The organism is Bacillus sp. FSL W8-1127 (genome assembly GCF_038006725.1).
Lineage (GTDB): Bacteria > Bacillota > Bacilli > Bacillales > DSM-4216 > Bacillus_O > Bacillus_O smithii.
On the sequence record NZ_JBBOVU010000001.1, the window covers coordinates 2296809 to 2311443 of the forward strand.

The window sequence follows — 14635 nt, forward strand, 5'->3', positions numbered from 1 at the left end:
GATATTTATAAAAGACAAAGACGAATGTAAAAAGATGTCGAATGTATTTCCAACATCTTTTTTATTTCGTAAAATAACATAACATTATATTTTGCATCAAAGGGGGAAGGATATTTTTGTATAAAAACTTTTCAATAGGTCTTTGGATCATTGCTTTTTTAATGATCATTTTTTCTGAAAATCCAAATGGATATCTTTTTATTACTTTATGGCTAATAGGTGCTTTTATAGGGTACGTCGGAAAGCGTAAGGATAAAAAAAGCCTTGTATTGAACCATATCGCCATGTGGGGCAACTTATTGACTGTGATCATTTATATTTTATGGGTATTTGTTGTTGGTGTTATTTGGAATTCTCCGTAATGCCAGTTAAAGAAAACAATGGCACTCATGTATGAAAAGAATAATGGAACCCCACGAAATTTGACATATTTGGTAATGAAAGCGTTATTTACATTTGGATGTCCTTTCCATTATAATGTTTTTAATAATGAGAGGGACAAAGGAGGGATGCATTGTGGACCGGATGTTTCGTGTACTTGGTTTTTGGACCGCCATCTTTACAATCATGTTTTATTTGGGAGACATGAAAATCACCGCGCTCATTTTCTTGGCACAGACAGGGTTTTTTTATCTATTGGGCTATTTGAAACTGTCAGAACGTATGTATATGTATGTCTTTGGAGCTTATTTGACGATTTTCTTTGCAGGCTTCACGTATTGGACGAACTTCATGATGCCATTAGGCGGCGGACAGTAATACACGCACCATACGATCAAGACATGGCTACGCTATCCTAAGCTTTCGACCGGTCTAACATTTAATTCTGCACTCCTTAGATACACACCTTAAAAACAACGAAAAGCTCTCGCTGCCTTTGAGGCAGCAAGAGCTTTCAATCGAAGAAACAACTATTTGGGAATGGTGGCTGTTTTGATTTGTTCATCATTTTGGCGGCGATTACGTGCACTTTCTTTTTGGAGTTTTGCAACTAAATAAACGGCTGTTAAAATCGTTGCGGAAATGAGCCAAAATCCGTACGTATAAGAGTTGGTCCATTGTTTAAACATCCCTAGAATATTAGGCAAGAAGAATCCCCCTAATCCACCAGCCGCACCAACGATTCCTGTCACTAATCCCACTTCTTTCATAAAATACTCGGAAATCGCTTGAAAGACGGCTCCATTGGCTGCGCCTAAAAATAGGAATGTCAAAAGCAATAAAGGAAGCGAAACAGACAGCGGGGGAAGAATACCGACCAAAAAGAGGGCAGCGAAAGCCCCGATGAATAACCAAAAAATCAATGAAAGCCCGCTATACCTGTCTCCTAAATATCCGCCAATCGGCCGAGCGCAACTCCCAGCTAACACGATGAACGTGACAAAATCACCTGCTGTTACTTTATCCACTCCGTATTGATCCAAGAAAAATATAGATAAATAACTAGTCAATCCAACAAATCCACCAAAAGAAAGGCTGTAAAAAAAACTGAATAGCCATGTTTCCTTCCTTTTGAACACGCGTTGATACTCAACGATTTTGGTTGGCCTGACAGCCGTTGGGCAGTCCTTCGCAAACAAACAGAAAATGACCAATACGATGAAAAGCGGGATAAGGGCCAAACCAAAGACTGCATTCCAACCATACGCTTCTGCCAATCTTGGACCAAATAAAGTCGCCAACACCGTACCGCTATTTCCTCCTCCAGCAATGCCCATGGCTAGCCCCCTATATTCCTTTGGATACCATCGGCTTGCTAACGGAAGGGCAACCGCAAAACTTGCGCCGGCAATCCCTAATAAAAAACCTAATGCATAAATTTCATTCAAGCCATCTGCCAGTAACCACCCCCAAAACAAGGGAACCATCGTTAAAATCATTCCGATGATCCCTATTTTCTTTCCTCCCCAACGGTCAGCCAGAAGCCCCATCGGAATACGGAGCAAAGCGCCGCCCAACACGGGTATGGCGACCATCATACCCTTTTCAGCGGAAGTCAACCCCAAGTGTTCTGCTATAAATGTGCCAGTAGACCCTAAGATCACCCAAATCATAAAACTAATGTCAAAGTACAAAAATGACGAAACTAACGTAGGTACATGACCAATTTTAAAAAAATGTTTGACGGTCATTTTCGTTCCCCCTTTGAAAACCTTTTTCCCAACCCGTAAAATGCCACCATTCTTGCCATTAGACCTTTTTATACACTTTTTTCCAAATTTACCACTGGGCGAATCTTGACAGCACAAACTTTAAAACCGGGCATTTTGCAAACAGGATCAAGATCATCCGTTGTAATTTGATTAATATTTTGCTTTCGGCCCCAATGAATAGGCACAAATACTGTATCTTCGCGAATTTTTAAGGAATATTTGCTGCGCGCTACAGCCGAGCCCCTTGCTGATTCTATTTTTACTAAAACATTCGGTTCAATTTTATATTTTTTTGCTGTCTTTGGATGTATTTCAATAAATGATTCCGTATAGCGGGCTGCCAAAGCCGGACTTCTCCGTGTCTGCACCCCCGTTAAATAATGCGGAAGCACTCTTCCGGTTGTTAAATAGAGCGGGTAGTTTTCAGATATGGATTCCTTTGGATATTTGTTTTCGACAGCCATCAGTCTTGCTTTTCCATCCGGATGGGCGAATGCTTGTTCAAACAGTCTTCCCGTTCCTGGATGACCGATGGAAGGACAAGGCCAGTATACTCTTTCTCTCCGGAGGCGGTCATACGTAATTCCGTAATAATCGGCTTTTCCTCCTTTACTCGCCAGCCGCAGCTCTTCAAAAATTTCTTCCGGTGAAGAAAAGGAAAAATAGGTTCCTTTCCCTAAGACTTTGGCTATTTCACAAAGAATTTGCCAATCATGTTTGACTTCATTGGGAAGTTCTTTTTTTGCTGGCCGCCATGTAACTCTCCCTTCAAAATTGGTCATCGTCCCCTCGTCTTCCAAATAGCCAGAAGATGGCAACACTAAATCAGCCAACTGCGCTGTCTCTGATAGAAAGGTGTCTACCACAATAAGACATTGTAAGGATTTCAATGCTTTCTCAACGAATAAGGCGTTGGGATTGGACATGACAGGATTTGAACCCATCACAAATAGTCCCAAAATTTCTTTTTTGGCTATTTTTTGCATCATCTCGAAGGCGGATACCCCTTTTCCCGGCAAATCCTTTTCATCTATTCCCCATACTTTCGCTATATATTTTCGATGTTCAGGATGAACAATCGAACGATATCCGGGAAGTTGATCTGCTTTTTGCCCATGTTCCCGTCCTCCTTGGCCATTTGCTTGTCCGGTAATGGCTCCAAATCCACATCCAAATTTGCCAATTTTTCCAGTCACCAGGACGAGATTAATAAAATTTCTTACAGTCAAATATCCGTTTGTTTGCTGTTCAACTCCTCGAGCGGTAAAAATCATTCCTGTTGGCGCTGTCGCATATTGTCTAGCTGCCAATCGTATCTTTTCTGCCGGAATATCTGTTAACGCCTCGATTTCCTCCAATTGAATATGGTTCATATGGGCTTTCAGTTCTGCAAATCCTTCCGTTTTCTGATCGACAAAAACTTGATCCACATATCCTTCCTCAAAAATGACTTTTAAAAATCCGTTTGCTAATGCTGCATCTGTTCCCGGTTTCACTTTTAGGTGCAAATCGGCCAACTTACTCGTGGCTGTTTCCCTCGGATCAATCACTATGATAAAAGCTCCGTTTTGTTTCGCTTGATGAAAATACGGCCAGATGGTCGGCTGACACTCGGCTATATTGGTTCCCGCCAAAATGATGCAGCTAGTATAGGGGATTTCCGTGATCTTGTTTGTAAGTCCACGATCCATTCCAAACGCATCATTCATGGCGGACGCTGCTGCGGACATGCAAAAGCGACCGTTGTAATCAATGTATTTTGTCTTTAAGGCCACACGGGCGAATTTACCGAGCAAATAAGCTTCCTCATTGGTCAGTGATCCGCTCCCGTAAACTCCAATAGAGTCACAGCCATTCCCTTTCTGAATATTGAAAAAATTTTCTTTAATGAACTCCAACGCTTCTTTCCAACTGACACGGACAAATTTTCCATCCGCTTTTAAAAGCGGATACTGCAGACGCTCCGGATGGTAAGCATGCTGATGCGCATTTAACCCTTTGATACAAAGACGTCCATTGGAGGTCGAGTTTTGGGTCGGCGCCACTTTATACGTTTTTCTTTCGCCTTCGGTCTTCTCCAAAATCTGCATTGTACATTGAACGCTGCAAAACGGGCACTGTGAATGCAACAAATTGGCTGAAGAATCCTGTTCTTCAAAACGCAAACCATTTCCTAATACTTTCGTCATTGAGACTCACCTAATTCGTCAAACTGTATATATATCGTTCCGTTTTCGATCTCGACTGGAAACGTTTTGACACATCCTTGATCAGGAGCTTGCACAATTCCATCCTTGACGGATATTTTCCAATCATGGTAAGGACAATAGACAAATTCTTCACAAAGTATGCCTTGTGAGAGATCCCCACCTTTATGCGGACAACGATTCTCTATCGCATATACACGGCCATCTGTTGTACGGAACAACGCGATCTTCGTATTTTGAATGGCAACGGTCTTTCCCAGTCTCTCCGGAACATGGCGAACAGATCCTATTTTAATTCGCATATTTTCATCTCCTCCTAATGATTTGCCGGAATTTTGGTCGTTATGTTTCCAAATAATTGACTCTGTATTCCTTTATTCTCCACAATTTCTTTCCACGGATCTGTCGTTGCAGCTAATGTCTCCTCAAGGCGCTGAAGCAGTTGTTTTCGAAAATCAACATCAAAGATCGCTTCACGAATTTTCTCAATCCCTAGACGTTCAACCCATTTAGATGTTCTTTCTAAATAACGAGCGGTCTCACGATAATATTGAAGAATGGCACTTGACATTTCGATCACTTCTTCCTCGGTTTCCACCGTACAAAACAAATCACCCGATCGCAAATGAGTTCCGCCGTTTCCACCTACGTAAATTTCCCAGCCGCCATCAACGCCGACTATGCCGATATCTTTTATACCGGATTCCGCACAATTGCGCGGACAAGCCGACACAGACATTTTTACTTTATGAGGAGTCGAGAGGCGCTCGAGTTTCTTTTCTAATCGGATCCCGAGCTGGATGGAATCTTGAGTTCCAAAACGGCAAAATTGTTTGCCGACACATGTTTTTACTGTGCGGAGCGCTTTTGCATACGCGTATCCAGATGGCATATCCAGCTCTTCCCATATTTTAGGCAGATTTTCTTTTTCAATCCCCAATAAATCAATTCGTTGCCCCCCTGTTAATTTGATCAAGGGAACATTGTATTTTTCCGCCACATCCGCTATTTTCCTTAATTGTTCCGCCGTCGTTACACCCCCATAAATTCTCGGAACCACTGAATAAGTACCATCCGCTTGAATGTTCGCATGCAAACGCTCATTTACGAAGCGTGAATCCTTTTCGTCGTAGTGTACGGTTGGATAAAGCATTCCTAAATAATAGTTCAAGGCTGGACGGCATTTGGAGCAGCCTTCTTTATTTTTCCATCCCAATTCATCCATAACTTCCTTAACGCTTCTTAGCTGCTTTCTTTTGATTTCAGCGATCACTTCATCACGGCTTAATGTTGTACATCCACAAACCGTTTCTTTCAACGTGCTTTTATCGAATTTTTCTCCCAGCGTATATTCTAAAAGTTCTTCTACCAAGCCTTTGCAGCCGCCGCACGAACGAGAAGCATTTGTACAATTCTTTACTTGTTCAACTGTCGTTAAGCCCTGCTCCACAATCGCTTTGCAAATCGTTCCTTTTGACACCCCATTGCAGCCGCAAACAATCTCATCATCCTTCATAACCGAGGCGGTGTTTTCATTGAGAGCTCCTGATTCAGAAGACCATAGCGATAATTGAAACGTTTCCGGAACCGTCTCCTCTTTTCTAATCCATTCCATCAGTTTTCGGCTTTCATTCGTGTCACCGACTAATATAGCTCCTACTATTCTCTTGTCGCGAATAACTACTTTTTTGTAAATTCCTCGATACTCATCATATATTTTCATTGACTTGGTATTGTCAGAATCGGCAATGATCCCTGCGGAAAATACATCAACTCCTGAAACTTTCAATTGAGTCGATAAGACGGATCCATTGTATCCTTTCCCTTTTTGATGACAAATTGTCTCAGCCAAAACTTTTCCTTGTTCATAAAGAGGCGCCACCAGACCGTAAACAACACCGCGGTGCTCAGCGCATTCTCCTACCGCATAAATATTAGGAATATTGGTTCGCAAGTAATCGTCGACTAGAATGCCGCGGTTGACATGCAAACCGCATTTTTTAGCCAATTCTATATTAGGCTGAATTCCAACTGCCATGACCACCAAATCTGTCTCTAATTCCATTCCATCGCTGAAGCGGATTCCGTTCACCCTCTCCAAACCCATAATTTCAACCGTATTTTTTTCTAAAAGGAAATTCATCCCTTGATCCTCTAATTGCTGCTGCAGCAATCGGGATGCAGCCGGGTCCAACTGGCGATCCATTAGGTGTTTTCCAATATGAACAACATCCACCTTCATCCTTAAATTCAGCAAACCTCTAGCGGCTTCTAATCCAAGCAATCCTCCACCGATCACAACGGCCCTTTTATAGCTTTTCGCACTTTCGATCATCTTTTCACAATCTTGAATATCGCGGAACCCCATCACCCCCTCTTTTTCTGCTCCAGGTATAGGAAGAATAATAGGTTTTGAACCTGTCGCAATAATCAATTGATCATACTCCGTTTCTCTTCCTTTGTTTGTCATGACAATATGCCGATCCGGATCTATCGCTGTGACTTCTTCTCCTGAATTCAAACAAATTTGGTGCTTCTCATACCAATCCCAATCGTTAAGGGTAATATCGTCTAAACTTGTTTTCCCTTGCAGCACGGATGACAATAATATTCGATTATAATTCGGATAAGGTTCCTTTCCAAATATCGTAATATCAAATGCGTTTTCATCAATCTTTAAAATTTCCTCTATACAGCGAACACCGGCCATACCATTTCCGATTAATACCAATTTTTTCTTCATAAAACGCCCCCCAATTTCGACAAGATGACTTTTTCCATGTCCAAAAAAACAAAAACATCGAAGAAGAACGTTCTTCCAAACGATCCATTTTCAACGACAGTTCACCTATATAACATATATTTGTTATATTTATTATAAATAATATTCAGAAAATTATCAATACTGTGTTAAGAAAAATAACACATAAAAGAATAAGATCTTCTTTTTCATAAATGTATGTAAGATATAATAACACAAAATGAACCAATGGAAGCCATTCAACGGTGTAAGACATCAATCAAAATGGGGGCAATTGAAAATCTAAATCGAGTTCTAACATACTGCTGCTGGAACGGCTCCTCTTTTAAAATATTGACACAATAAAAATCTTGATTTATCGTAAAAAGTAACAAAAATCCCCTCCCATTGCGAAAAGAACATCCCACAAAAACCCTTCTCGAACCTGAGAAGGGTTTTTCGCTTTTATTGAATATTTGTTCGTTCAACTGGCATCATAGTAAGTGACTGATGGGATCAAAATCCATTTAAAAAAGGATTCATATCCATTTCGTTTTCGATGGAGGTTTCCGGACCGTGTCCAGGTAATACAACGGTTTCTTCAGGAAGAGTGAGGAGACGTTCATGGATGCTTTTCAAAAGATCTTCATGGTTTCCGCCAGGGAGGTCTGTCCGACCAATACTGCCATTGAACAGCGTATCTCCACAAAAAACAGCTTCCAATTCCTGCGAATAATAAGATAGGCTTCCCGGTGAGTGGCCGGGGGTTTCCAAAAGCTGAAAACGAAAAGATCCAAGCGTCAGTTCCTTTTCCACCGTTAAAATCACATCAGCCGGCTTTACTCGAACGGCTTTATCTCTTAAAAAAAGCTGAGAGCCGTTCAATGTCGGATCCAAAAGCCATTTAGCTTCATTCTCATGGACATATACAGGAATCCGATACGTTTCTCTTACTTGATCAACCGCACCAATATGATCAAAATGAGCATGCGTCAATAATATTGCCAGCGGCTTCAACTCGTGTTGATCAATCCAACGGCACAGCTTATCCCCTTCATCACCGGGATCGAAAATGATACAATCTTTGTCATCGTTCCATAAAATATAGCAATTCGTTTGCAGGGGTCCAAGCAGCATTCTACTCCATTTCATTTTTCTTTCCTCCTTTTCACTTTTCCATAGTAATCGTATCACAAATAAAGAGAGTGCATCTCTGTGACAAAAACATTTTATTTCAACTCGACAAAGAGATGAAAACACTATAAAATAATGGTAAAATACAATTTGTTTCCTGTGTTTGAAAGATATGCCATCTATTTAAACAGGAAAGGAGATTCATTCATGGGTCTAGTCATTATCTTTTCTCTCATTACCTTGCTTTCGATATTTAGTACTGTGAGCGCTCTCAAAAATAAAAACTTGCTGGGGATTGTGTTCGGGCTGGCTACTTTAAGCGTATTTGGCTGGTTCACAGTTATGACGGTTCTTCATAGTGGTTATCCTGGGCAATAAAAGTGGACCTCGCTGTTGTAAGCGAGGTTTTTTGTTCTTCTATTGATCCCGCTTCCTCCTCTTATGTTCGCTCGTTGTAAGAGACTGGAAACGAAAGAAAACCACCCTGTTCTAGTTGCGTTGCATAAATCATCCAAGCAGCGCACACAAAAAAATTCCTGAAACATCTCGATAAATTTCCTTCCATTGGGAAGGAGGCAACGGGTTTAATCCTTTCCCCAGTTCGATCGTAAATCCCGCTTTTCCAAATTCTTGAATAAACCAATCTTTAAACCCGGCATGACTATCCACGTACCTCACCGACTTATAGCCGCTCATTCTGGAAAACCATTTCGCCAAAACTTCTGCTTCTTCCGGTTCTTTTCCTTCATACCCCCAATAAATCTCTTTTCCTTGAGTATGCAAAGCAATCACCCTGTCAAACTTTTCTTTTTTCGCCAGTTCAGCCATTGCTGCAGCTTCCGGTTCTGTCAATGGCTGTTTTCCGGGATAGTCCCGCGGCGCAGGAGATTTTGGCTTTTTGCGTTTTTTTTCAATCTCCCAATTTGCCGGAAACTGATTGTTCAAATCCACCCCTTGAATATTCGCTTTCCATTTCGAAAATTCCTTGCTCCCCCCATTCCATTTCATCAATTGTTCACGCTTGGATTCCGGGGGCCCATTTAATACTAAATCGACGCCATCCGGGTTCACCATCGGTACAACGGACAATGTAATATGCGGGTAGAGAGAATAAGCTTGAATTCCGTGGAAAAAACAGTGGTTGGTCAAAGACAGCAAGAAATGTTTGAAAAAAGTGATCAACACAACCGTTGTGATCCATTCATTCGCGTGAAAAGAACCGTTCATATGAATTTTTTTATTTCCTTTTCCAATCTTTAGTTCCCATATCGGTTTTTGATCCACGCTTTCTCCGATTTTTTGAACACGGACAAACGGATAAATAGCCGCAATCCTGTTGATTTCCTCTTCTAATCGTTTGGAGTCATACGGTTGATCCAAGGATGTTTCCAAGTTTAGCACTCGTTTCGGCAAGAAAATTTCATTTCCCGGAAGTAAATGCTGGGGGTCCATGTCGGGGTTGACTGTTTGCAAAGCAGTAGGAGACAAACATCTTTCGATTGCCATTTTCCAAAATGTATCTCCTTTTTTCATACGATAACGTTTTGCCACAAACCCCGGAATCTTTACTTTTTCCCCGATTTTCAAGCATTGAGGGTCCATACCGGGATTGGAATCAGCGATCAGCTGTTCAGGAATGCTGAATAATCGGCTGTAGCGGAAAAACGTATCCCCTTTTCGCACCGTTATATCCATAATGGCATTCTCCCTTCGAATCGCCTCTTATCACATGTATGAACCGCTTCATTTGGTTATGCCGGAAAGAAAAAAGATCGGCTTTTGGGGCTAACGGCTGTTCTTTGTCGGGAAAAAATCATCTTTTTTATAAATACGTGTGCAAATTTCAAGACATCGAATGAAAGAAGAAGGATATAGAAAAAATTCGTTGAAAAGGTCAAACAGAGATTTGATGGAAAATGAAAAAACTACTGAACTGGATAACCAATCGTATGGCTCATGTTTTCAATCGGATCAATTTTGATTTCTATTTGTCCTTATAAAAACGCAGCAAATCGCCATAAATAATCCGATCGGAATAACTTAACTCCGTTTGTGCTGTTTTGCTGAATCGACTACAAACTTGGCGGTCCAATAATATGCCGCTTTCTTGCTCGTAGCATTGATTTCGAGTATAGACATAATGATCGGTCACCAAGCTCCCATCCCTAAAAGCAACGAAATCCGGGTGATCGCGCGACAAAAGATCATGACCGAATTGAATGTCGTGTTTTGTTTCGATCCCAAGCAAATGTAAAATGGTCGGGCGCAAATCGATTTGACCCGCCACTTCATGAATGGTCATTCCTTTTTTCATTCCTGGGATATGGATAATGCATGGCACTTTTTGCAGTTTAACCGCTTCTAATGGAGTAATTTCCCTCCCTAAATATTGGCTCATCGCCTCATTGTGGTTTTGAGAAATTCCGTAGTGGTCCCCGTACAGAACAATGATCGAACGATCGTACAAACCGTTCTTTTTCAATTTTTCCAAAAAACGTTCCACCGCTTCATCCGTATATCGAGCCGTAACAAAATAGCGGTTGACGGTCCCATCATTAGATGTGAATTCACTAATCTTCTGATCTTCAGGACTGTAATAAAACGGATGGTGGTTCGTTAACGTAATCAACTTTGCATAAAAAGGGTTGGGTAATTCTTCCAAAAACTTCGCGGACTGATCAAAAAAGGGAATGTCTTTCAACCCCCAATTTATGACATTTTCCGGCGTTATATGGTAATCGTCGGCACTGTAAAAACGATCATATCCAAGCGCCGAATACATGATGTCCCGATTCCAGAAAGATTTATTATTGGCATGCATGGCAGCTGTATAATATCCTGAATTTTTCAACTTTTTAGCCATTGAGTAGTATGTATTCCCTGAATTCGTAAAGAAGACAGCTCCTCTGCCTAAAGGGTACAATGAATTTTCCAGCAAAAATTCAGAATCAGATGTTTTCCCTTGACCCGTTTGATGATAAAAGTTGTCAAAATACAGACTATTTTTGATCAAGCGATTTAAAAACGGAGTAATCTCCTGTCCATTGACTTTATGGTTTATGACAAAGTTTTGCATCGATTCCATGGAAATGACGATGACGTTTTTTCCTTGTGCAATGCCGAACCATTTGTCACTTGGTTTGGCATAATTCGCATGGATATAATTTTCAATATCAGACAATTCACTGCTGTCTGCTAAAGCGCGTTGGGCAGAAGATTTTGACTGAAGCAAAATATCATAAATGTCGTAATAATAAATTCCGATGTTTTTTACAAGCGCTTCTCGATCAAATGTTCTCGTCAACAGCTGCGGCCTCTCCGTCTCTGCCAAGCCTAAATTTAGACACAACAGAGACGCCGCTACATAAAAATAGGCACGGCGCGAGATAGTAGAAAACGGTTGAAAAGAGATAAAGGAAGGCTTCCTTTTTACGATGAGAAACAGCAAAAGAACGTCTGTAAAAAAGAAGAAGTCGTACCATTGAAATTCTTCCCATGCGCTATTGCCTAAATCTCCAAAATTATTGGTTTGAAATAACAACGGCAATGTAAGGTAATCGTTAAAAAAGCGATAAAAGACAACGTTTGCATATAAGAGCAAAGACAAAATCAAACTGATCGCCACGACATAAGTCATTTGATTTTCGGCTTTTTTCCATAATTGCCCCAACCCTAAAACAAACAAAAGAAAGCTAAGGGGATTCATCCATAAAATCCAGTTTTGCAGAGTATTTTCTGTATCAATATGAAAATTTGCCAGATAAACGATAAACGTCTTTATCCATAAGAGCAAAACGGCCGCCCATGTCAGCGGAAGCTTCCTTCCGACCAGCCATTTCATGTTCTTCACCCCTTGCTTGATCAAAAGCCAAAAATGCGATACAACTCTACCAACAGCGGAAAATCCCTCAACAGACAGAGCAAGATATTCAAGTTTTCTTCAAAATGATTTTTCCATCCGCTGACCGGAAAGACCGTTTCACAGTGCCTATTGTTCACGGCTGAATTCTTTCTTCACAAGCCAGCCTGCCCCGATTACACCGGCGCTATTCCCAAGTGATGCACGTTCAATCTTTGTGGATTCACCGACAGGCGGGAATGCATACTGTTTAAAATATTTTCGGACAGGGTCCAAAAGAGTGCTTCCGGCATTGGATACACCACCGCCTACCACAATATAGTCCGGATTTAAACTGTTTCCTAAATTGGCAAGTGCAAAGCCCAAATAGAAGGCAACTCGATCCACGATACGTTTTGCCAAATCATCGCCGCCATCAGCCGCTTCAAATACATCTTTTGCACTTATATCTTGATTGGCATTAAATTTTTCTTTTAAAACGGAACCGCTATCCGCTCGCTCCAGCTCCACTTTGGCTAATCGAACGATGCCTGTCGCTGAAGCCACGGTTTCCAAGCATCCTTTTTTTCCGCAATTGCATGAAAATCCGTCTTCGATTTCCACGACGATATGGCCAATTTCTCCGGCGGCACCTTTTGCTCCCCGAACAATATCTCCATTGGCAATGACGCCACCGCCAACCCCTGTGCCTAGAGTGACACAAACAAGATTTGCAGCCCCGTTGCCTGCTCCTTTCCACATTTCCCCCAGAGCAGCACAGTTGGCATCATTTTCAACCACAACAGGCAAACCCGTTTCTTTTTCCAATGCTTGTTTTAGCGGATAATCGTCTTCCCAACCCAGGTTAACGGTTTTATAAATTCGTCCGGTAGAATAATCAATCGGACCAGGTGCGCCGAGTCCAATCCCTAAGAGCCTGTCTTTCGTTTCCTGTTTAGCATGAAGTGTTTCAAAAATCGATTTCGCGATATCCGGAACAATGTTTCGACCTTTAGACGATCGATCCGTTGGGATTGACCAATGATCTAAAATCTCCCCATCCATATTCAAAAAAGCCAGTTTAACCGATGTTCCTCCTAAGTCAACGGCTGCAATCCATTTTTCTTTCGCCATCATCCGCCTAAACCCTCTCTTTTCTCTTTTTCTTTTTGAATTTCATGACGAAGCAGCAAAATGGCGGATTGAAAGTCTTTTGTATCCACTAGCTGCGATTTATACAGTTCCTTTAACTCCATTTCCATCAATTCCAAATCCGCCAGTCTGTCCCCGATATATATAATGGTGCCAAATTGTTTTAAAAGCTGTTGAACATCATAAATCGTTTTCAAAATTCCCCACCAGCTTTCCTTGCGACAACTTTATTCCAAGAATAGTATAGGGGACGATTCCAAAAAGAACAAGAAAAACCGTACAGGGACGACAGTAACCGAAGGAAAACATTAGTATCAGTTTTTCCCAAATTTCCATCTGCCATGTACCAATCATACCCTCCACGACCTAAATAATGATTGGAACAACCGTTGTTTATGTGCGAGACTCGTAAAAATGAAAAGAGAGACATAAAAAAGAAGAATGATCATACATTGTAATGGACAAACAGGAAAGAAGGTATCCGAAGTGATAAAAAAAGGGACATATCTGGGATTGGCCGCCATCCTATGTTCTTTCATTATTTTTTTCATCATTCGCAACATGAATCAAACAGAAGAAAGCATTATGTATTTTCCTCTCCATCCCACTGCAGATTTTCCTTCTGCCTATACGAAGCTTCAATTCAAAACAGGACATGTCAATCAAGCTTACAAAGTTTCCTGGGAAATTCAGTCCTTTCTTTCCCAAAAGGCCTATTTGCGTCAAGATATCAGCCTATTATTTGTTAACGGACGCTTGCGAGGAACTTTAAACAAATGGAAAGAACAAACGCAAAAAATCACGGTCCGCGATGATTACATCGGAAACGGATCCGCTTTCCTACAAGCTATTTCTTTTCACTATGCTGAACTGCATCAGAACCAGAGTGAGATCAAAAGCGCCCAAGAAATGTCTTCGGATCAATTGTTTGTCATTGATTCCGCCGAAACCCCGTTACTTTCTTTTCGGACGCCTGGAAACCCAATCGAAATCAAATGGTCCAAAACTTTAACCGAACATACCAATAAACAATTGGAGAAGATCGCCTCCAGAGCCTATCAAAAATACCAGCTACAGCCGAATGCTTTTATCCAAATTCCGTTAACGGACTTAGCCGCCTACAGTCATATGAAACTTCCTAACTTGTCTTTGCCTCAATCGAAGACGATTATCGGCCGTTTATGGGAAGGGCTTTACAAAAATTATTTTCTTGGAATAAAAAAAGAAAATGGCACTATCGAGGATCCTATCGGTAGCACCATTCCGCTTATTCTTCTCCCTAAAACAGGAAATGTCCTTTACGTCGTTTTTGAAACGAAAGACGGAGAGATCGTCGCATTAAAACAAATCATCCCTTAATCTTTTATAGTTCCTTTGCCTATCGCTGATATGGGTTTAACCGGCATGATAA

At 41.2% G+C, this 14635-nt stretch carries 13 protein-coding genes; 4 read left to right on the forward strand and 9 right to left on the reverse strand.

The window, feature by feature from the left end; all coding sequences use genetic code 11:
* Positions 1 to 116 precede the first annotated feature (116 nt).
* Positions 117 to 362, forward strand: coding sequence for a hypothetical protein (locus NST12_RS10825; protein WP_341101193.1), 246 nt, complete (start codon positions 117 to 119; stop codon positions 360 to 362).
* Positions 363 to 516: 154 nt separating this feature from the next.
* A complete protein-coding gene (locus NST12_RS10830; protein WP_003355335.1) occupies positions 517 to 759 on the forward strand; it encodes a DUF2626 domain-containing protein in 243 nt (80 codons plus the stop codon).
* Between the two features lie 152 nt (positions 760 to 911).
* Here NST12_RS10830 and NST12_RS10835 read toward each other — a convergent pair whose 3' ends face one another.
* The 5 genes from NST12_RS10835 to NST12_RS10855 form a co-directional block, all read right to left on the reverse strand.
* Complete coding sequence (locus NST12_RS10835; RefSeq protein ID WP_341101194.1) at positions 912 to 2132, reverse strand: nitrate/nitrite transporter; 1221 nt, start codon at positions 2130 to 2132, stop codon at positions 912 to 914.
* Between the two features lie 68 nt (positions 2133 to 2200).
* Complete coding sequence (nasC, locus tag NST12_RS10840; RefSeq protein WP_341101196.1) at positions 2201 to 4342, reverse strand: assimilatory nitrate reductase catalytic subunit NasC; 2142 nt, start codon at positions 4340 to 4342, stop codon at positions 2201 to 2203.
* Complete coding sequence (nirD, locus tag NST12_RS10845; RefSeq protein ID WP_270583916.1) at positions 4339 to 4662, reverse strand: nitrite reductase small subunit NirD; 324 nt, start codon at positions 4660 to 4662, stop codon at positions 4339 to 4341. The genes nasC and nirD overlap by 4 nt, the downstream gene beginning before the upstream one ends.
* A 14-nt stretch (positions 4663 to 4676) precedes the next feature.
* Positions 4677 to 7103, reverse strand: a complete 2427-nt coding sequence (nirB, locus tag NST12_RS10850; RefSeq protein ID WP_341101198.1) for a nitrite reductase large subunit NirB — start codon at positions 7101 to 7103, stop codon at positions 4677 to 4679.
* Between the two features lie 513 nt (positions 7104 to 7616).
* The gene (locus tag NST12_RS10855) at positions 7617 to 8252 is read right to left on the reverse strand and encodes an MBL fold metallo-hydrolase (RefSeq protein ID WP_341101200.1); all 636 of its coding nucleotides are present in this window, start codon (positions 8250 to 8252) and stop codon (positions 7617 to 7619) included.
* A gap of 189 nt (positions 8253 to 8441) precedes the next feature.
* On the opposite strand from NST12_RS10855, the gene NST12_RS10860 reads away from it, so the two are divergent.
* Positions 8442 to 8612 (forward strand): DUF2759 domain-containing protein, encoded by a 171-nt coding sequence (locus NST12_RS10860; RefSeq protein WP_341101201.1) that lies wholly within the window; start codon positions 8442 to 8444, stop codon positions 8610 to 8612.
* 129 nt (positions 8613 to 8741) lie between these two features.
* Here NST12_RS10860 and NST12_RS10865 read toward each other — a convergent pair whose 3' ends face one another.
* The 4 genes from NST12_RS10865 to NST12_RS10880 form a co-directional block, all read right to left on the reverse strand.
* On the reverse strand, positions 8742 to 9929 hold the full coding sequence (locus NST12_RS10865) for a M14 family metallopeptidase (protein ID WP_341101203.1): 1188 nt from the start codon (positions 9927 to 9929) through the stop codon (positions 8742 to 8744).
* A gap of 289 nt (positions 9930 to 10218) precedes the next feature.
* Positions 10219 to 12075, reverse strand: a complete 1857-nt coding sequence (locus tag NST12_RS10870; protein ID WP_341101204.1) for an LTA synthase family protein — start codon at positions 12073 to 12075, stop codon at positions 10219 to 10221.
* Positions 12076 to 12222: 147 nt separating this feature from the next.
* Positions 12223 to 13209 carry an ROK family glucokinase gene (locus NST12_RS10875; protein ID WP_341101206.1) on the reverse strand — a complete coding sequence of 329 codons (987 nt, stop codon included), beginning with the start codon at positions 13207 to 13209 and terminating at the stop codon, positions 12223 to 12225.
* A complete protein-coding gene (locus NST12_RS10880; protein WP_048623687.1) occupies positions 13206 to 13421 on the reverse strand; it encodes a YqgQ family protein in 216 nt (71 codons plus the stop codon). Before NST12_RS10880 ends, NST12_RS10875 begins: the two co-directional genes overlap by 4 nt.
* A gap of 289 nt (positions 13422 to 13710) precedes the next feature.
* Here NST12_RS10880 and NST12_RS10885 point away from each other — a divergent pair, with 289 nt between their 5' ends.
* A complete protein-coding gene (locus NST12_RS10885; protein WP_341101209.1) occupies positions 13711 to 14583 on the forward strand; it encodes a hypothetical protein in 873 nt (290 codons plus the stop codon).
* The last annotated feature ends 52 nt before the right edge of the window (positions 14584 to 14635 follow it).